The sequence below is a fragment of the Nocardioides sp. genome (assembly GCF_029937575.1).
Lineage (GTDB): Bacteria > Actinomycetota > Actinomycetes > Propionibacteriales > Nocardioidaceae > Nocardioides.
In genome coordinates this window covers 1-17,478 of sequence record NZ_JAPYPS010000008.1, presented here as the reverse complement: position 1 = coordinate 17,478, position 17,478 = coordinate 1, and the positions used below count along the sequence as shown (strand labels likewise).

Sequence of the window (17,478 nt, the reverse complement as noted above, 5' to 3'; positions counted from 1 at the left end):
TTGTTGAGAGATCAATGTGTCGCACGGGGCTCCTGGGTGGGACGATGGGGCGGTGAGCAACCTCGAGGAGAGGCCCGCCGTGGTGACGTGCGTGGCCGGCGGCGCCCAGCCGTCCGCGGCTCCTCCGCGCGGCACGGAGGTCATCACGCCCCGCGAGGTCCCGTTGGGCGGCCCTCGGGCGATGACCGTGCGCCGCACGCTCCCCTCGCGATCGCGCTCCCTGATCGGTGCGTGGTGCTTCGTCGACCACTACGGACCCGACCCGGTCTCCGGCCCGTCGGGCAGCGGCGGGATGTCGGTCGCGCCGCACCCGCACACCGGTCTGCAGACGGTCAGCTGGCTGTTCACCGGTGAGATCATCCACCGCGACAGCGCCGGGCACCACGCGGCGGTCCGGCCCGGTGAGCTCAACCTGATGACGGCCGGGCGCGGGATCAGCCACTCCGAGGTCTCGACCGCCGACACGGAGGTCCTCCACGGCGCGCAGCTCTGGGTGGCGCTGCCCGACGACGCGCGCCACGGTGAGCCCGGGTTCGCCCACTACGCCCCGCCGCCCGTGACCGGGCCCGGCTACGAGGCCCGGGTCTTCCTCGGCTCCCTGCTCGGCTCGCAGTCCCCGGTCGCCACCGCGACACAGCTGCTCGGGGCCGAGCTGGTGCTGGAGCCCGGCGCGCACCTGTCGCTGACCGTGGACCCGACCTTCGAGCACGGCGTCCTCCTCGACACCGGTGCCCTCACGGTCGCCGGGCAGGCCGCGGCCGACCACGACCTCGTCTACGTGCCACCGGGCCAGGACCGGCTCGACCTCGCCGCCGAGGACGAGCCCGTGCGGGCACTGCTGATCGGCGGACCACCGTTCGGCGAGGCGATCGTGATGTGGTGGAACTTCGTCGGCCGCACCCACGAGGAGGTCGTGGCCTTTCGAGGCGCCTGGCAGGGCCAGATCACCGAGGACGGCCTCGTCGAGGGGCCCTTCGGGCGCCCGACCGGTGAGCGGCTGCCGCCGATCCCGGCACCCGAGCTGCCCGGCGTACGCCTCAAGGAGCGCCGGTGACCGACCCCCACCTCCCCGGCACTGCGACGTCGCGGGAGCTGGACGAGCACCGCGCCCGGCTGGCCTCCCTGGTGGAGCACCATCCGCGCGGGTTCTTCGTCCTCGACCTGGAGGGGTGCTTCCGGTCGGTCAACGGTGCCGCGCTGGCGCTGGGCGGGGGCTACTCCGAGGCCGACCTGATCGGGCGGCCCTTCGCCGACCTGCTGGTCGACGAGGACCTGCCGCGACTGGTCGAGCACTTCCAGGCCCTCGTGGCGGGGGAGTCGCGTCGATTCGAGCTCCGCTTCCGGCGCCACGACGGCCTCTGGGGCGAGGTCGACTTCCACGGGGTGCCGGTCGTGGTCGCGGGAGAGGTGATCGAGATCCACGCCGCCGTCGAGGACGTCAGCGCTCAGCTGCAGATGCTCGCCGAGCTCGACGAGGCCGTGCACGCCGCCGAGTCGGCCAACGAGGCCAAGACGCTGTTCGTGGCGACGGTCAGCCACGAGCTCCGCACGCCCCTGACCAGCGTGCTGGCCGCGCTGGAGCTGCTCGGCGAGACCGAGCTGAGCGACGCCCAGCGCAAGCTGCACGCGGTGATGGAACGCTCCGGCGGTCGTCTCCTCGGACTCGTGGACGAGATCTTGGACTTCTCGCGTGTCGAGGCAGGCAAGGCCGACCTCGTGCTCGACACCTTCTCGGTCTCCGAGCTGATCGACTGGACCGCCACCACGATGGGACCCGTCGTGCGCGAGAAGGGCTTGGTCTTCGCCACGTCGTGCGACCAGGATGCGTCCGTGCCGCTGATCGGTGACGCCGAGCGACTCAACCAGGTGCTGACCAACCTCGTGGGCAACGCGGCGAAGTTCACCGCCACGGGCAGCGTCACGCTGCGAGCCACCGGCTACGACACCGTCCCGGGCCACCAGGGCGTCCGCTTCGACGTCGTGGACACCGGGGTGGGACTGACGGGCGAGCAACAGCGGCTGGTCTTCGAGTCCTTCCGGCAGGCCGACGCCTCGATCACGCGACAGTACGGCGGCACCGGGCTGGGGCTGGCGATCTCGCGCAAGATCGTGGCGCTGATGGGCGGCACGATCGAGGTGGCCAGCATGCCCGGGAGGGGCAGCACCTTCAGCGTGCTGCTGTCGCTGCCGCGTCAGGTCCTGCCAGGGTGACGTCCCTGTCGGCGGTGTCCGACAGGATGGCGTCATGGGACCAGTGACCGGGGACGACGGGGTGGCGCGCTGTGCGTGGGCGGGCACCACTGCGAGCACGATGCGCGACTACCACGACGTCGAGTGGGGCCGCCGCGTCCACGGGGAGGCCGCCTACTTCGAGAGGCTCACCCTGGAGGCCTTCCAGTCCGGCCTGTCGTGGTCGACGATCCTCACCAAGCGAGAGGCCTTCCGCGAGGTGTTCTGCGGCTTCGACGCCGAGCAGGTCGCCGCCTTCGACGACGTCGATCAGGCGCGGCTGATGGGCGATGCGCGGATCGTGCGCAACCGGTTGAAGGTCGCGGCCGCGGTCACCAATGCCCGGGCCACCGTCGCCCTGCGCGAGCAGGAGGGGCTCGAGGCGCTGGTGCTCTCCTTCGCACCCGAGGTGGCGCCGGCTCCTGTCGACACCGACTCGATGGCGACGACGTCGGCGGAGTCCGCGGCGCTGTCCAAGGAGCTGAAGCGCAGGGGCTTCGCCTTCGTCGGGCCCACGACCATGTACGCGCTGATGGAGGCGATCGGGGTCTTCGACCCGCACCTGGCGGGGTGTCACGCCCGCGGCACCAGCTGATGGGCGAGGTGGTGGTCGCGTGATCGTCGGACTCCTCTGGCTGCTCGGCTGCCAGCTCGTCGGGGAGGTCGTCGTACGGCTCCTCGACGTGCCGGTCCCCGGACCGGTGATCGGACTGGTGCTGCTGTGGGCCGTGCTGACCTGGCGTCGTACGCCGGACGACGCGCCCGTCGTGCGCACGGGAGATGCCCTGCTCAAGCACCTCCAGCTGCTCTTCGTGCCGGCCGGGGTCGGCGTGATCGCGTTCGGGTCGACCCTGCGCGACGACGCCGTGCCGTTGTCCCTGGCGCTCGTCGGGTCCTGGGTCGCCGCGCTCGCCGTCGTCGGCTGGTCGGTCGCTCTCCTGCTGCGCCGTGCGCGGTCAGGGGGCGAAGGGTGACCGATGCCCTCGCGTGGCTGCGCGACTCGCCCTTGCTCATGCTGACGGTGACGATCGGCGCCTACCACCTGGGGTGCCGGCTGCGCGAGCACACCGGCGGCCACCCCGTGGCCCAGCCCGTGCTGGTCGCCATCGTGATGGTCGCGGCGACCGTGCTGGCCCTGGACGTCGACTACGTCGACTACCGCGCCGACACCGAGCTGATCGCGTTCTGGCTCGGGCCGGCCACCGTCGCCCTGGCGATCCCGCTGCACCGGCAGGCGGCCCGGCTGCGGGGCCTGGTCGCCCCCATGCTCGTCGGCATCACGCTCGGCGCGATCGTCTCGGTGACGACGGCAGCACTGCTGGTCCGCCTCGCCGGCGGCGACGACCTGCTCGCCCGGACGGCGGCACCCAAGGCCACCACGACGCCGGTGGCGATCGGGTTGGCCGAGAGCCTCGACGCGATCGCGCCGCTCGCGGCGGTGCTGGCGATCCTGGCCGGGGTGCTGGGGGCCGTCGCGGGGCCGACCGTGCTCACCCTGCTCCGCATCCGCGACCCGCGGGTGCGGGGGCTGGCCCTGGGGTCGGTCTCGCACGGCATCGGGACCGGGCGGCTGCTGCACGACGACGAGACCCAGGGCGCGTTCTCGGGGCTGGCGATGGGGCTGACCGCGCTCGCCACCAGCGCGCTGATGCCCCTGCTGGCGCTGGTCCTGTTCCCGTAGGTGGCCGGTGGGTCGATAGGTTCCCGGGTATGACGCAGCCACACGAGGACCTGCAGGTGAGCGCCGTGACCGACGACGCGCTCGGCGAGCACGACGCCGTCGGGCTCGTCCACGCACTGCATGCCGGGGCGGTGTCCGTCCCCGAGGTCGTGGAGGCCGCCATCGCTCGCGTCGAGGCCGTCGACCCGTCCCTCAACGCCCTGGCCTTCCGCGCCTTCGACCGCGCCCGGCTCGAGGCACTCGCCCCGCGCGACGGGTACTTCTCCGGCGTCCCGACCGTCGTGAAGGACAACGTCGCCGTCGCGGGGATGCCGACCCAGGACGGCTCCGACGCCTGGGCACCTCGGCCCGAGAGGGTGGACGGCGACTTCGCCCGGATGTATCTCGCCACGGGTCTCATCCCGCTCGGCAAGAGCCAGCTCTCGGAGTACGGCTTCTCGGCCGCCGCAGAGCACCCGCGCCTGGGCGCCGTCCGGTCCCCCTGGTCGACCGACCGCGTGGCGGGGGCGTCCTCGGCCGGGTCCGCAGCCCTGGTCGCGGCCGGTGCGCTCCCGCTCGCGCACGCCAACGACGGAGGAGGGTCGATCCGGATTCCCGCCTCGGTCAACGGGCTGGTCGGGCTCAAGCCCACGCGCGACCGGCTCGCCCAGGACAAGCTGATGCGCGACATGCCCATCCGGATCGTCGCGGACGGCGTGGTGACCCGCTCGGTGCGCGACACCGCTGCCTTCGTGCGGGAGGCCGAGCTGGTCTACCGCAACCTCGCCCTGCCCCCGGTCGGCGACATCACCCGGCCGGGTCGCAAGCGGCTCCGCATCGGCTTCAACACCAGCGGGGTCGGCGTGAGCGCCTCCCCCGAGGTGGCCGCGCTGACGCTCGAGACCGTCGCGCTGCTCGAGCGGCTCGGCCACACCGTCGAGGAGGTCGAGGCTCCGGTCCCCGACGGCTTCCGCGAGGACTTCCTGCTCTACTGGGCGCTGCTGGCGACGGTGCTCGTCCGCACCGGACGACGTACGCACGGCAGGAGCTGGGACCGCACCCGCCTCGACAACCTCACCCTCGGCCTGGCACGGCACGCCTCGCGCAACCTGCACCGGGTCCCGGGGGCGATCCGCCGCCTGCGTCGCGCCCAGCGGCTCTCCGCGACGTTCTTCGAGACCTACGACGTCACCCTGACGCCGGCGCTGGCCACCGAGACACCCCGCGTCGGCCACCTCGACCCCACCCAGGACTACGACACGATCATCGAGCGCCTGATGGGCTGGGTGGCCTTCACGCCCCTGCAGAACGTCACCGGTGACCCGGCGATCTCCCTGCCGCTCGCCCAGACCGGTGCCGGTCTGCCGCAGGGGATGATGTTCGGCGCTGGCGCCGGCCGCGAGGCGACCCTGCTCGAGCTGGCCTACGAGCTGGAGGACGCGCAGCCGTTCGCGCGGCTGGGTGTCCGCCCCGGGGACTGAGCTGGCAGTACCCCGCGGCCAGTGCCGACGACGCCGAGTGGCTCCCAGTGCGATCGTCGGGGCTGTGTGGGCCGCGCGGTGAATGGGTCCCTGGGTTGAGCTTGGCCGACAAACGGTGCACCTGGACGATGTCCGGACGTCGTCCAAGCGCCGGGTTCACCGGCCAGCCGGTGAATGGGTCCCTGGGTCGAGCTTGGCCGACAAACGGTGCACCTGGACGATGTCCGGACGTCGTCCAAGTGCCGGGTTCACCGGCCGGCCGGTGAATCCGGCACCGGCGGACGCGGACCACAGCCACATCACCGCCTCACCACCAACAGCGCCTGCGCCGACCTCGCCACGAGCCCCAGCTCGTCGTACACCGCCGACGTGGCGATCCCGACGGAGCCGGGACCGAGCGTGGTCTCGGCGTCCAGACAGATCCACTCGCCGACGGGCGGGCGGAGCAGGTGGACGGTCAGGTCGGTGTTGAGGAACGCCCAGTCGGCGACGTCCAGGGCCGCGCTCGCGCCGGAGGCGGAGTCGACGCAGGCCAGCAGTCGCTGGACCGGCGAGATTGCGGCGTCGGTGATCAGGTCGGGGGAGCGCATCCACACCACGCCGGGGCCGGGCCGGTCGACCGCGCCGGTGATCCAGCGCCAGTCGATGGCGTCGAGGTAGCCGCCGCCCCACGTCGTCGGGCGCTCGTGCCGGACGCCGTCGTCGGGGCCGTGGGTCAGCGACACGGACGCGTCCCCGGGGCCCGCGGAGGAGTCCGGGAAGAGCCAGGCCTGCGCGGTCGCGACGACGCGGTCACGTCGTACGTCGACCAGCTCGGCCCGGGCGAGGGTCACCGACCGGCCAGGCCGTACGACGTGCGCAGAGACGCGCAGGGGGGTGAGCGGGATCGGCCCCCAGAGCTCCATCGTGAAGCGCCCGACCACCGTGTCGGCGGCCGCTGGGAGCGCCTCGACCGCCCACGCCAGCAACGCCGCCGGGGGCCCTCCGTGCTGGGCCTCGGAGGTCCACGGACCGGCCGTCGCAGAGGTCGGATCGACGACCGCGGTGATGCCGTCGGGGCTGCGTGTGGGGCCCTCCGAGAGGCCGTAGAACGGGCCTTCGCCAACCGATTTCTTCATTCCGCTACCCCCTGTGTATCGTTCTCCGTCGTTGCCCCTTTAGCTCAGTCGGCAGAGCGTCTCCATGGTAAGGAGAAGGTCTACGGTTCGATTCCGTAAAGGGGCTCTGGGTGTGATCTTCCGACCGGAGTCACCACCACATCCTGGCGGGGTAGCTCAGGTGGTTAGAGCACACGACTCATAATCGTGGTGTCGCGGGTTCGAGTCCCGCTCCCGCTACCGCACCGACAACAGACCGGCACCGACCGGCACCAGCAATCCGAAGGACAAGCCGTGGCAAGCAAGAGCTCCGACGTTCGCCCCAAGATCACGCTCGCGTGCGTGGACTGCAAGGAGCGCAACTACATCACCAAGAAGAACCGCCGCAACAACCCCGACCGCATGGAGCTGGCGAAGTTCTGCCCGCGCTGCCGCACGCACAAGGCGCACCGCGAGACCCGCTGATCCCGCGTCGGCCACGCCGACTTCTGCTCCAACGCTGCGAGCCCGTCCCCGGTGGGGACGGGCTCGTCCGCGTTCGCGCGAGGCAGGAGCGATGTCCTAGGTTCGACCTCGTGGATGCCTCCATCGTCGGTCGTTCGTTCCCGCCACCAGCCCCGTTCGAGGTGACCGAGGCCGCGCTCGCGGACTTCGCCGCCTCCGTCGGCCAGTCCTACGACGGGGGCCCCGCTCCACTCACGTTCCCGATCGTGCCCGCGTTCGCGGCGATGATGGGGTTCCTCGCCGCCGAGGAGATCGACCTGTCCCGGGTCGTCCACGGGGAGCAGAAGTTCAGCTACGAACGCCCGGTCGTCGTGGGCGACCTGCTCAGCGTGACCCTGACAGTGGCCACGCTGCGTCAGATCGGCGGCAACGACATCGTCGGCACGACGAGCGCGGTCACCGACGCCGACGGGGCGCTCGTCTGCACCGGCACCGCCACCCTGGTCCACCGCGGAGTCGAGGAGGCCGAGCAGTGAGTGACTTCGAGACCCGCACCTACTCCGTCACGCGAGCCGACCTGGTCGCCTACGCGGCCGCCAGCGGCGACCACAACCCGATCCACCAGGACGAGGAGATCGCCCGCAGCGTCGGCCTCCCCGGGGTGATCGCCCACGGCATGTTCACCCTCGCCCTGGTCGCCCGCTACCTCGGCGAGTGCGGCGTCGCCACCGGCGATGTGAGCGAGCTGGGCGGCAAGTTCGTCAAGCCGGTGGTGGTGCCGGCCGAGGGCGCCGAGGTCACGATGACGGGCAGCGCCCGCGTCGACGGTGACGAGACCGTCGTCGCCGTCGAGGTGCTGTGCGACGGAGCCAAGGTCTTCGGGCCCCGCGGCGCTCAGGCCAGGCTCCGTGCCTGAGTCCTCGACACCGGTGCCGCGGCTGGCCGACCACACGACGTTGCGCCTGGGCGGACCCGCTCGCACCTGGGTCATCGCGACCACCGAGGCCGAGCTGATCGCAGCGGTCTCCGCGGCCGATGACGTCGGCGAGCCGGTGCTCGTGCTCGGCGGGGGGAGCAACCTCGTCGTGGCCGACGAGGGCTTCGCCGGAACCGTCGTCGCCGTCGCCACGACGGGCATCAGCGCCGACGTCGACGACGAGGCCGAACCTGGCTGCGGGGGAGCGCTGGTGACGGTCGCCGCCGGCGAGACCTGGGACGACGTCGTCGCCACGGCCGTACGGCGGGGCTGGGTCGGCGTCGAGGCGTTGTCGGGCATCCCGGGCTCGACGGGGGCCACCCCGATCCAGAACGTCGGCGCCTACGGCCAGGAGGTCGCCCAGACGATCGCCCGCGTGCGGGTGTGGGACCGTCACGAGCGTGCCGTGCGCACGATCGCCGCCGCCGACTGCGGCTTCGCCTACCGTCACTCGCGCTTCAAGGCCGATCCCGGCCGCCACGTCGTGCTCGACGTGACCTTCCAGCTGCGCCAGGGCGCGCTCTCGGCCACCGTCGGGTACGCCGAGCTCGCCCGCACCCTCGGTGTCGCGGCGGGCGAGCGGGCCCCGCTCGTCGACGTCCGCGCCGCGGTCCTGCGGCTGCGTGCCGGGAAGGGGATGGTGCTCGACGCCGCCGACCACGACACGTGGAGCGCCGGTTCCTTCTTCACCAACCCGATCATCTCCCCCGACCTGGTGCCGAAGGACGCCCCGTCGTGGCCGCAGGACGACGGCCAGGGGCTCGTGAAGACGAGCGCCGCCTGGCTGATCGAGCGCGCCGGCTTCACCAAGGGGTACGTCGCCCCGCTCGCCGGGGCGCGTGTCTCGCTGTCGAGCAAGCACACGCTGGCGGTGACCAACCGCGGCGGCGCCACCACCGAGGACCTGCTGAGCCTGGCTCGCACCGTCCGCGACGGCGTCGAGGCGGCGTACGGCATCAGGTTGGTCGAAGAGCCGGTGCTGGTGGGCTGCGATCTCTAGACTTCGGCTGCTCATCATCGTCGTGCCGCGAGGCCGCGTATCCGGAAGTAGTCATGACCTCATTCCTCTCGGGCACGCTTGCCTGCCTGATCGCCCTCACGCCCCTCGCGGTGACGTCCCCGGCAGCGCCAGCAGCGCCGGCTCAGACCCCGGGCGCCGAGGCCCTCGCCGCTCCAGGTGGGATCCAGGCCGACGGCCTCGGCGAGATGGTGTTCCACCCGTCCACCGGCCGCACCTTCGCGAGTGCCCACCGCGCCGGCACCTACGAGCTGCTGGTCGTCGCGCGTGACTCGACGCTGATCGCTCGGCTCCCGGTCCCGGGTGAGCAGGTGGCGATGACCAGTGACGGAGCAACGGTCCTGGTCGCCGTGGCCGCAGAGCGCCAGATCGTCGCCGTGGACGCGGTGAGCCTGGAGACAACGCGCTTCGACACCGGCCCGGACTCCTGCCCCTCCGAGGTCGCCGAGTCGTCGGGGGTCTACTGGTTCACCAACGCCGGGTACTGCCCGGACGACCCCTGGGCGACCAACGAGATGCCGGCCGTGGCCGGCATCGATCCTGCCGACGGCTCGGTGACCGAGGTCAGCGGCCTCAGCTTCGCTCCGGGCCGCCTGGCCGCCGGAGCCGGACTGCCCGACACCCTCATCGCTTTCAGTCACCACGGCCTGCTGTCGCTCGCGACGGCAGCGGGGCCGGGCGGCCCGACGGCGGTCGAGCGCGCCGTCGCGGAAGTCGACAGGATCTACGACGTGGCGGTTCACCGCACGGGCGAGGTCTTCCTCGGCACGCACCGAGGCATCCAGGTGCTCGACGGCACGGACCTGGTCACCCACCGCATCGTCCCGACCCCGCGGTACGACGGTGTCGGCGACATCGGGGTCAGCCCGGAGGAATGGGTGGCGGTGCGCAGTGGGTCATCGGGCCCCCTGTTGCTGGCGCCCGGCGCGAGTCAGCTGCAGACGATCCCGGGCCTGGACTTCGACGTCGAGGCGATGGCGTTCGACGGCGAGCGACTCGCGCTGATGGGCATCGCGCCCCACGACATCGGCTACAGCGTGATCTTCCGGAGGCCGCGCCACGTCCCGGTGCTCGAGGCGCGGGTGCTCGGCAAGCGCTACCAGGAGGTGAGCCACGGCGACAAGGTCAAGGTGGGGATCGATCTGGACACCCCGGCAGGCCGCACGGTCTCGCTCGTGAGCAGCAGCAAGGGGCGGGCCGACGAGGTGCTGCGGACCGGGGTCGTCCCGCCCCGGGGCGTCACGTGGACGGTCTCGGCGCAGGAGCACGCACTGCTGACGGTCGTCTATGCCGGCGACGCCACGACCTATCCGGCGTCGGTGGTGGCCGGCGGCGTGACCGTGGCGGCCGAGGTGGTGATGAAGCCGCGCAAGGTGGTACGGACGAGAAAGGGCGTCCACGTGGTCCGCGTCAGGACGGGCATCCGGATGGTGCTCTCCACCCTGCCGCGCCTGGGCGACGCGGAGATGTCGGTGAGCCTCTCGCTCAAGGACGGCGACCGGTGGCGCAGGGCGGGCTTCATCAAGGAGTTCCCGCTCGGGCCCCGGGGGCGGCGCCAGCTGATCGTCTCCACCGACCGGTCCCTCATCGGCCGGCAGGTGCGGGTCCGCGTCCAGGGTCCCAACGACTCCAAGCTGGTCGACGAGAGCTCCACAGGTTGGGTCTACTTCGACCTCATCGGCTGAGCAAGGCGTGGATGCGTGCGTTGATCGCGGCGTCCGCGCCGCCCTGTTCAGCAGTCTCCTGGCGCCGTCGACGCGACCTGCCCCCGCGAGTCCCTTGCTCACAGGGGCGCAGCCAGCCACACGTCGATCTCAGCGAGCGCCGCGTCACGCCGTGACGCGGGCGCCCGCGAGGCGCGCAGGGACATCCGGGCCAGCTCGGCGAGCGTCTCGTCGGAGAGGTCGTGGGCGGCGCGCATCGTGGCGTACTGCCCGGCCAGCCGGGAGCCGAAGAGGAGCGGGTCGTCGGCGCCCAGGGCCACGGTGGCCCCGGCCTCGAGCAGCGTGGGGAGGGGGACGGAGGTGAGGTCGCTGTAGACGCCCAGGGCGACGTTGGAGACCGGGCACACCTCGAGCGCGACGCCGGCATCGACGACGCGGGCGAGCAGGTCGGGGTCCTCGGCAGAGCGCACGCCGTGCCCGAGCCGGTCGGCGCCGAGCTCGTCGAGGCACACCCGCACGTGCTCGGGACCGCGGAGCTCGCCTCCGTGCGGCACCAGCGCCAGGCCGGCGCGCTCGGCGATCGAGAAGGCCCCGGAGAAGTCGGCGGTGCTGCCCCGGCGCTCGTCGTTCGACAGCCCGAAGCCGACCACGCCGCGATCGGCGTACTGCGCCGCGAGCCGGGCGAGCGTGCGCGCGTCGAGGGGGTGGCGGGTGCGGTTGGCGGCGACGACGACGCCGATGCCGAGCCCGGTGGCCTGCTCGGCCTCGCGGACCGCGTCGAGCACGAGGTCGGTGAAGGCGGTGATCCCGCCGAACCTCGCGGCGTACCCGCTGGGGTCGACCTGGATCTCCAGCCACCGACCGCCGTCGAGGACGTCGTCCTCGGCTGCCTCGAGGACCAGACGTCGTACGTCGGCCTCGGTGCGCAGCACGGAACGTGCGACGTCGTAGAGGCGCTGGAAGCGGAACCAGCCCTTCTCGTCGGCCGCGCTCAGCTGCGGCGGCCACTGGCTGACCAGGGAGTCGGGCAGCGCGATCCCGTCGCGCTCGGCGAGCTCCAGCAGGGTCTCGTGGCGCATGGACCCGGTGAAGTGCAGGTGCAGGTGCGCCTTCGCGAGTGTGTGCAGGTCCCTCATCGGCACCACTGTAGGGCTGCGGCCGGCGGGATCGGGCGCCGGTGCGACCGGGTCGACCAGGGCCCTTTTGGACCTGCGCAACGCGTTGGACGTAGACTCCACGTCTGGTGGATCTTCCCCATGCTTTGTCGTGCCCTCAGACGGACCTCAGCGGGTCTCGAACGGGCGGGGCGCGGCACGGGTGAGATCGACGAAGGGCACTAGCTCAACTGGCAGAGCATCGGTCTCCAAAACCGAAGGTTGGGGGTTCAAGTCCCTCGTGCCCTGCACGATCTCCACGCAGTTCCAGCACCACCCAGCAAACACCCCGCACGACCAAGCACGATCAACGACGACGAGAGGTGAATGGCGTGTCGGACAGCAGCGCCGTACGCGGTGACCGGGAGTCCGGTGACGCGCACAAGCGCACGAGCATCCCGACCTTCTACCGTCAGGTGATCGCCGAGCTGCGCAAGGTGGTCTACCCCACCCAGGAGCAGCTGGTCACCTACTTCTTCGTCGTCATGTTCTTCGTGATCGTGATGATGTCGATCGTCTCCGCGCTCGACCTGGGCTTCGGCAAGCTCGTCTTCGCCGTGTTCGTCGACGGCGGGGACCTCTGACCTCACGCGCGCCCCGGCCCTGAAGGCCGGTCCGGCGAGAGCCGCACCCCTGCAGCAGCGACCAGCTATCGATGGAGCACCACGTGTCTGAGCAGTACCCCGAGTCGGCCGAGCTGACCGAGTCCCCCGAGCTCGACGAGTCCGTTGCGACCGACGAGATCGTCGAGTCGGACGACGTCGTCGAGGCGCCCGAGGTGACCGACGACGTCGCCGAGGCCACCGACGGCGCTGCCGAGGGCACCGACCCGGTCGCCGCGGACAGCGACGACGACGAGCTCGAGGACGCCGACCCCGTCGCCGAGCCGGTCGAGGACGTCGTCGAGACCGAGGCCGAGCTGGCCGACGAGGCAGCTGCCGAGGTCGCGGAGACCACAGTCGACGCCGAGGTGGCCGAGGAGGGTGTCGACCTCGCGGACGACGCCGAGGTCGTCGACGAAGACCCGCTGGAGGCCTTCCGGCGCGAGCTGTGGGCCAAGCCCGGCGACTGGTTCGTGGTGCACACCTACTCCGGCATGGAGAACAGGGTGAAGTCCAACCTCGAGAACCGCATCGTGTCGCTCAACATGGAGGACTACATCCACGAGATCGTGGTCCCCATCGAAGACATCGTCGAGATCAAGAACGGCCAGCGCCGTACCCGCAAGAAGCCCTCGCTGCCCGGCTACGTGCTGGTCCGGATGGACCTCACCGACGAGTCCTGGTCGACGGTGCGCCACACACCCTCGGTGACCGGCTTCGTCGGCAACAGCCACGAGCCGGTCCCGCTCACCATGGACGAGGTCGAGAACATGCTCGCCCCCGAGGTGCAGGCTGCTGCCGAGGTCGCTGCTGCGGCTGCCGGTACCCCGTCCCCGTCGGGCGGCTCCACGACGGCGAAGAAGCAGATCGAGGTCGCCGACTTCGACATCTCCGACTCCGTCATGGTCGTCGACGGCCCGTTCGCCACGCTGCACGCGACGATCACCGAGATCAACGCCGAGTCGCAGCGCGTCAAGGCGCTCGTCGAGATCTTCGGCCGGGAGACCCCCGTCGAGCTGAGCTTCAACCAGATTCAGCGCGTCTGAGTCGGGCGGAGCTTGCTCCGACCGGCTCAGCGAACGCGCTGGGTTGAGGAGCGTCGACGTGCTCGCGCCGCGTAGCAAGCGAGGACGTGACGCGTCTCGAAACCCAGTGAGATTTCGTGGATTCGCAACCACAGTCCAGACTTAGCCCAGGTAACACCCAGTGGCAGGGGGCGACAGACGCCCTCGTCATGACCACACCTGAGAAAGAGAGATAGCCATGCCTCCCAAGAAGAAGATCTCTGCACTGGTCAAGGTGCAGCTGCAGGCCGGTGCCGCGACGCCTGCCCCGCCCGTCGGTACCGCCCTCGGTCCGCACGGCGTCAACATCATGGACTTCTGCAAGGCCTACAACGCCCAGACCGAGTCCCTGCGCGGCAACGTGATCCCCGTCGAGATCACCATCTTCGAGGACCGCTCCTTCACCTTCATCACCAAGACGCCCCCGGCGGCTGAGCTGATCAAGAAGGCCGCCGGTCTCCAGAAGGGTTCCGGCGTCCCGCACAAGGAGAAGGTCGGCAAGCTGACCAAGGACCAGGTGCGCGAGATCGCCACGACCAAGCTGCCCGACCTCAACGCCAACGACATCGACGCCGCGATGAAGATCGTCGAGGGCACCGCGCGCTCGATGGGCGTCACCACCGACTGAGCCCTCGGGCCCCGCTCCACCTCCTAGCACCTGTGGCAGAGCCGCGCTGGCTCACAACGACCACGTCTTCGGTTCAACAGAAAGAAGAAACTCATGCAGCGCAGCAAGACCTACCGCGCGGCGACCGCGACCTTCGACCAGGACGAGCTCCACGCTCCGCTGGCCGCGATCAAGATCGCCAAGTCCACCTCGAAGAAGAAGTTCGACGAGACCGTCGACGTCGTGATGCGTCTCGGTGTCGACCCCCGCAAGGCCGACCAGATGGTCCGCGGCACGGTCAACCTCCCCAACGGGACGGGCAAGACCGCTCGCGTCCTCGTCTTCGCCAACGGTGACAAGGCCGAGGCCGCCCGCGAGGCCGGCGCCGACATCGTCGGTGGCGACGAGCTGGTCGACAAGGTCAACGGCGGCTGGCTCGAGTTCGACGCCGTCGTCGCGACCCCCGACATGATGGGCAAGGTCGGTCGTCTCGGCCGCGTCCTCGGGCCGCGTGGTCTGATGCCGAACCCGAAGACCGGCACCGTGACGCCCGACCCGGCCAAGGCCGTGACGGACATCAAGGGCGGCAAGATCGAGTTCCGCGTCGACCGCCACTCCAACCTGCACTTCATCATCGGCAAGGCGTCCTTCACCGAGGCCGCGCTCGCCGAGAACTACGCCGCCGCCCTCGAGGAGGTGCTGCGGCTCAAGCCCGCCAGCTCCAAGGGTCGCTACCTGCGCAAGGTGACGGTCTCGACCACCATGGGCCCCGGTGTCCAGGTCGACCCCAACCGCACCCGCAACGTCACCGGCGAGGAGGACTCGGCCGAAGGCTGAGCCCCTCGCACGTCGTACGACGGCCCGCTGCCCCTCGTGGGGTGGCGGGCCGTCGTGGTTCGTGGCTGGTAAGTCCGCCAGTCAGCTGCCCGACAACGACTCAGAGGCGGCCAGCGCGACACAGGTCGCGACGCCCGCCATCGCCGTCTCGACCTCGGCGAGCACCGGGAACGTCGGGGCAAGGCGGATGTTGCGGTCGCGGGGGTCCTGGCCCAGCGGGTACGACGCCCCGGCCGGCGTCAGCGCGATGCCGGCCTCCTTGGCAAGGGCGACCACGCGCGACGCGGTGCCGTCGAGGACGTCGAGGTTCACGAAGTAGCCTCCTGTCGGCTTGGTCCACTCCGCGACGTCCAGCCCTCCGAGCGCCGAGGTGAGGGCCGCGTCGACCGCATCGAACTTCGGGGCGATGATCTCGCGGTGCTTGCGCATGTGAGCACGCACGCCGTCGGGGGAGCCGAAGAACTCGACGTGGCGCAGGTGGTTGATCTTGTCGGGCCCGATGGACGCCATGGCGAGGTGCTTGAGGTACCACGCCTTGTTGGCCGCGGAGGCTGCCAGCACCGAGACGCCGGCTCCGGCGAAGGTGATCTTCGACGTGGAGGCGAACATGATCGGCCGGTCGGGGTGACCGGAGGCGGCGGCGATGCTGAGGGCGTCGGCGCTCTTGGCCTCGTCCTCGGTGAGGTGGTGGAAGGCATAGGCGTTGTCCCAGAACACCCGGAAGTCCGGCGCCGCGGTCGGCATGGAGAGCAGCGCTGCGGCGACCTCCTGGGAGCAGACCGCCCCGGACGGGTTGGCGTAGGTGGGGACGATCCAGATGCCCTTGACCGAGGGGTCGTCCTTCACCAGCGCGGCGACGGCGTCGACGTCGGGGCCGTCCGCGTTCATGTCCACGGTGACCATCTCGATGCCGAAGTCGGCCAGCATCGAGAAGTGCCGGTCGTAGCCCGGCACGGGACAGACGAACTTGAGGCTCGGCTCGTCCTTCCACGCACGCTCGGAGCCCGGTCCCCCGTGCAGGAGCAGGTCGACGAGCACCTGGTGCATCATCGTGAGGCTCGAGTTGCCGCCGCACACGACCTGGTCGACCTCGACCCAGAGGAGCTCGGCGAAGATCTCGCGCAGCTCGGCAAGCCCCTCGAGGCCGCCGTAGTTGCGCACGTCCGCGCCGGCGCGGTCCTTCGTCGTCGACGGCAGCGACAGCAAGGCGTCGGACAGGTCGAGCTGGGCGCTGGAGGGCTTGCCACGCGTCAGGTCCAGCTTCAGTCCGCGCGCCTGGAGCGCGGCGTACTCCTCCTGCTTGACCGCGCGGAACGCGGCGAGGTCGTCGGGGGAGAGGGAGCTGAGCGGGGCGTTCTGCTGGCTGGTCACCCCCTGATCCTGTCAAACGGCCCATCTCTAGGGTGAGCGGGTGTCCACGCGCTCCTGGGCCCTGCTGGTCCGTCCCTCCGCCAACCGCGTCTACACGGCCGCCGGCCCGCGGCTGCTCGAGGCAGAGGTAGCGGTGCTCGACGCGACCGTGCTGCGCGGGCGGCTGCGCGACGTCGCCACCGAGACCCTCGGCGGCGTGCCGTACCTGACCTTCTCCAGCGACGGGGACCTCGATGCGGGAGCCGTCGCGCACCTGTCGACGCTCTCGGGCATCTACGCGCTGTTCGAGCGCGAGGGGGAGCTCCTCAGACCGGTGGACCTTGCTCCGTTGCAGGTCTTCGACGAGGACCTGCTGACGATCCAGAAGTACGTCGGCAAGACCAACGAGCTCTTCACCCGGCTCCTCCTCAACGTCACGCTCTGGGCCTCCGCGGTCGGTCCCGACCTCGTGGTCGGCGCCTCGCGAGACCGGCCGATCCGGGTGCTCGACCCGTTGTGCGGTCGCGGCTCGAGCCTGCACCAGGCACTCGTCTACGGCTGCGACGCCGATGGCATCGACGTGGACGGCAAGGACTTCGACGCCCACGAGGCGTTCCTCAAGACGTGGCTGCGCCGCAAGCGCCTCAAGCACACCGCCGAGGTCATCCCGATCAGACGCGAGGGTGAGCGGCTCGGACGTCGACTCGAGGTCGCCGTCGCCCGCGACAAGGACGCCTGGAAGGCCAAGGACGTGCACCGTCTCGGCTTCGTGCACGCCGACACGACCCGGGCCGCCGAGTTCTTCCGGCCCGGCACCTTCGACGCCCTCGTCGCCGATGCGCCGTACGGCGTGCAGCACGGTGCGCGGGCAGGGGGCCGCCTGGACCGCAGCCCCCTCTCGCTGCTGGAGGGGGCGCTCCCCGGCTGGGTCTCGCTCCTGCGGCCCGGCGCGGCGCTCGGTCTCTCGTGGAACACCCACGTCGCACCCCGCGACGAAGCAGTCGGCCTGCTCGTTGCTCATGGCCTGGTGCCGCTCGACTCCGGTCCCTGGCGGGGCTTCGGCCACCGGGTCGATGCGAGCATCGAACGGGACGTCCTGGTGGCGCGGGTGCCGGCGGGGTGAGGTCGCGGCACTCGGTGGCCTCGGTGGCCTCGGTGTTCTTCGGGGTCGGTGTGGCGCCCGCGCGCGTAGCCGACCGGGTCTCGCTGTCAAGGATCGCCTGCGGCGCCCGCTGCGCGACACCTTCGGTGTCCTTGACTGCGAGCCTCTCCCGGTCGACTGAACGGCGCGCTCA

At 71.1% G+C, this 17,478-nt stretch carries 19 protein-coding genes and 3 tRNA genes; 19 read left to right on the top strand and 3 right to left on the bottom strand.

Annotated elements, in window-relative coordinates:
- Window positions 1-52 precede the first annotated feature (52 nt).
- Genes Q1K33_RS04795 through Q1K33_RS04770 form a run of 6 tightly spaced genes read left to right on the top strand, consistent with a single transcriptional unit; the run spans window position 53 to window position 5,370 of the window.
- Window positions 53-1,054, top strand: a complete 1,002-nt coding sequence (locus tag Q1K33_RS04795) for a pirin family protein (RefSeq protein WP_300401200.1) — start codon at window positions 53-55, stop codon at window positions 1,052-1,054.
- Window positions 1,051-2,211 (top strand): ATP-binding protein, encoded by a 1,161-nt coding sequence (locus Q1K33_RS04790; protein ID WP_300401199.1) that lies wholly within the window; start codon window positions 1,051-1,053, stop codon window positions 2,209-2,211. The genes Q1K33_RS04795 and Q1K33_RS04790 overlap by 4 nt, the downstream gene beginning before the upstream one ends.
- 34 nt (window positions 2,212-2,245) lie before the next feature.
- Window positions 2,246-2,824 carry a DNA-3-methyladenine glycosylase I gene (locus Q1K33_RS04785; protein WP_300401197.1) on the top strand — a complete coding sequence of 193 codons (579 nt, stop codon included), beginning with the start codon at window positions 2,246-2,248 and terminating at the stop codon, window positions 2,822-2,824.
- A gap of 19 nt (window positions 2,825-2,843) precedes the next feature.
- Window positions 2,844-3,203 (top strand): CidA/LrgA family protein, encoded by a 360-nt coding sequence (locus Q1K33_RS04780; protein ID WP_300401195.1) that lies wholly within the window; start codon window positions 2,844-2,846, stop codon window positions 3,201-3,203.
- A complete protein-coding gene (locus Q1K33_RS04775; RefSeq protein WP_300401193.1) occupies window positions 3,200-3,910 on the top strand; it encodes an LrgB family protein in 711 nt (236 codons plus the stop codon). Before Q1K33_RS04780 ends, Q1K33_RS04775 begins: the two co-directional genes overlap by 4 nt.
- A gap of 29 nt (window positions 3,911-3,939) precedes the next feature.
- Window positions 3,940-5,370, top strand: a complete 1,431-nt coding sequence (locus Q1K33_RS04770; RefSeq protein WP_300401191.1) for an amidase — start codon at window positions 3,940-3,942, stop codon at window positions 5,368-5,370.
- 299 nt (window positions 5,371-5,669) lie between these two features.
- On the opposite strand, the gene Q1K33_RS04765 is transcribed toward Q1K33_RS04770, so the two are convergent.
- Window positions 5,670-6,488, bottom strand: a complete 819-nt coding sequence (locus tag Q1K33_RS04765) for a thioesterase family protein (protein WP_300401189.1) — start codon at window positions 6,486-6,488, stop codon at window positions 5,670-5,672.
- Window positions 6,489-6,521: 33 nt separating this feature from the next.
- Between Q1K33_RS04765 and Q1K33_RS04760 the strand changes: the two genes are divergently transcribed.
- The 7 genes from Q1K33_RS04760 to Q1K33_RS04730 all read left to right on the top strand — a co-directional run bounded on the left by Q1K33_RS04760 (window position 6,522) and on the right by Q1K33_RS04730 (window position 10,590).
- Window positions 6,522-6,594, top strand: a tRNA-Thr gene (locus Q1K33_RS04760).
- A 39-nt stretch (window positions 6,595-6,633) separates the two neighbouring features.
- Window positions 6,634-6,707, top strand: a tRNA-Met gene (locus tag Q1K33_RS04755).
- 54 nt (window positions 6,708-6,761) lie between these two features.
- Window positions 6,762-6,932, top strand: a complete 171-nt coding sequence (gene rpmG, locus Q1K33_RS04750; protein ID WP_300401187.1) for a 50S ribosomal protein L33 — start codon at window positions 6,762-6,764, stop codon at window positions 6,930-6,932.
- A gap of 110 nt (window positions 6,933-7,042) precedes the next feature.
- On the top strand, window positions 7,043-7,447 hold the full coding sequence (locus tag Q1K33_RS04745) for a MaoC family dehydratase N-terminal domain-containing protein (RefSeq protein ID WP_300401185.1): 405 nt from the start codon (window positions 7,043-7,045) through the stop codon (window positions 7,445-7,447).
- Window positions 7,444-7,827: a MaoC/PaaZ C-terminal domain-containing protein gene (locus Q1K33_RS04740; RefSeq protein ID WP_300401183.1), complete on the top strand. Its 384-nt coding sequence runs from the start codon at window positions 7,444-7,446 to the stop codon at window positions 7,825-7,827. Before Q1K33_RS04745 ends, Q1K33_RS04740 begins: the two co-directional genes overlap by 4 nt.
- Window positions 7,820-8,887 carry a UDP-N-acetylmuramate dehydrogenase gene (locus tag Q1K33_RS04735; protein WP_300401181.1) on the top strand — a complete coding sequence of 356 codons (1,068 nt, stop codon included), beginning with the start codon at window positions 7,820-7,822 and terminating at the stop codon, window positions 8,885-8,887. Before Q1K33_RS04740 ends, Q1K33_RS04735 begins: the two co-directional genes overlap by 8 nt.
- A 53-nt stretch (window positions 8,888-8,940) precedes the next feature.
- Complete coding sequence (locus Q1K33_RS04730) at window positions 8,941-10,590, top strand: hypothetical protein (RefSeq protein WP_300401179.1); 1,650 nt, start codon at window positions 8,941-8,943, stop codon at window positions 10,588-10,590.
- A gap of 98 nt (window positions 10,591-10,688) precedes the next feature.
- Here Q1K33_RS04730 and Q1K33_RS04725 read toward each other — a convergent pair whose 3' ends face one another.
- Window positions 10,689-11,705, bottom strand: a complete 1,017-nt coding sequence (locus Q1K33_RS04725) for an adenosine deaminase (RefSeq protein WP_300401177.1) — start codon at window positions 11,703-11,705, stop codon at window positions 10,689-10,691.
- Between the two features lie 194 nt (window positions 11,706-11,899).
- Here Q1K33_RS04725 and Q1K33_RS04720 point away from each other — a divergent pair.
- The 5 genes from Q1K33_RS04720 to rplA all read left to right on the top strand — a co-directional run bounded on the left by Q1K33_RS04720 (window position 11,900) and on the right by rplA (window position 14,833).
- Window positions 11,900-11,972 (top strand) — tRNA-Trp (locus tag Q1K33_RS04720).
- 83 nt (window positions 11,973-12,055) lie between these two features.
- On the top strand, window positions 12,056-12,307 hold the full coding sequence (gene secE, locus Q1K33_RS04715; RefSeq protein ID WP_300401175.1) for a preprotein translocase subunit SecE: 252 nt from the start codon (window positions 12,056-12,058) through the stop codon (window positions 12,305-12,307).
- Window positions 12,308-12,465: 158 nt separating this feature from the next.
- Window positions 12,466-13,371 carry a transcription termination/antitermination NusG family protein gene (locus Q1K33_RS04710; RefSeq protein WP_300401379.1) on the top strand — a complete coding sequence of 302 codons (906 nt, stop codon included), beginning with the start codon at window positions 12,466-12,468 and terminating at the stop codon, window positions 13,369-13,371.
- Between the two features lie 217 nt (window positions 13,372-13,588).
- Window positions 13,589-14,017, top strand: coding sequence for a 50S ribosomal protein L11 (gene rplK / locus Q1K33_RS04705; protein ID WP_300401173.1), 429 nt, complete (start codon window positions 13,589-13,591; stop codon window positions 14,015-14,017).
- A 93-nt stretch (window positions 14,018-14,110) separates the two neighbouring features.
- Window positions 14,111-14,833: a 50S ribosomal protein L1 gene (gene rplA / locus Q1K33_RS04700; protein ID WP_300401171.1), complete on the top strand. Its 723-nt coding sequence runs from the start codon at window positions 14,111-14,113 to the stop codon at window positions 14,831-14,833.
- 81 nt (window positions 14,834-14,914) lie between these two features.
- Here the strand turns inward: rplA and Q1K33_RS04695 are convergent, their stop codons facing one another.
- Entirely contained in the window at window positions 14,915-16,204 is a 1,290-nt protein-coding gene (locus Q1K33_RS04695) for an aminotransferase class I/II-fold pyridoxal phosphate-dependent enzyme (RefSeq protein ID WP_300401169.1), read from the bottom strand.
- A gap of 40 nt (window positions 16,205-16,244) precedes the next feature.
- Between Q1K33_RS04695 and Q1K33_RS04690 the strand changes: the two genes are divergently transcribed.
- Complete coding sequence (locus Q1K33_RS04690; protein ID WP_300401167.1) at window positions 16,245-17,306, top strand: SAM-dependent methyltransferase; 1,062 nt, start codon at window positions 16,245-16,247, stop codon at window positions 17,304-17,306.
- The last annotated feature ends 172 nt before the right edge of the window (window positions 17,307-17,478 follow it).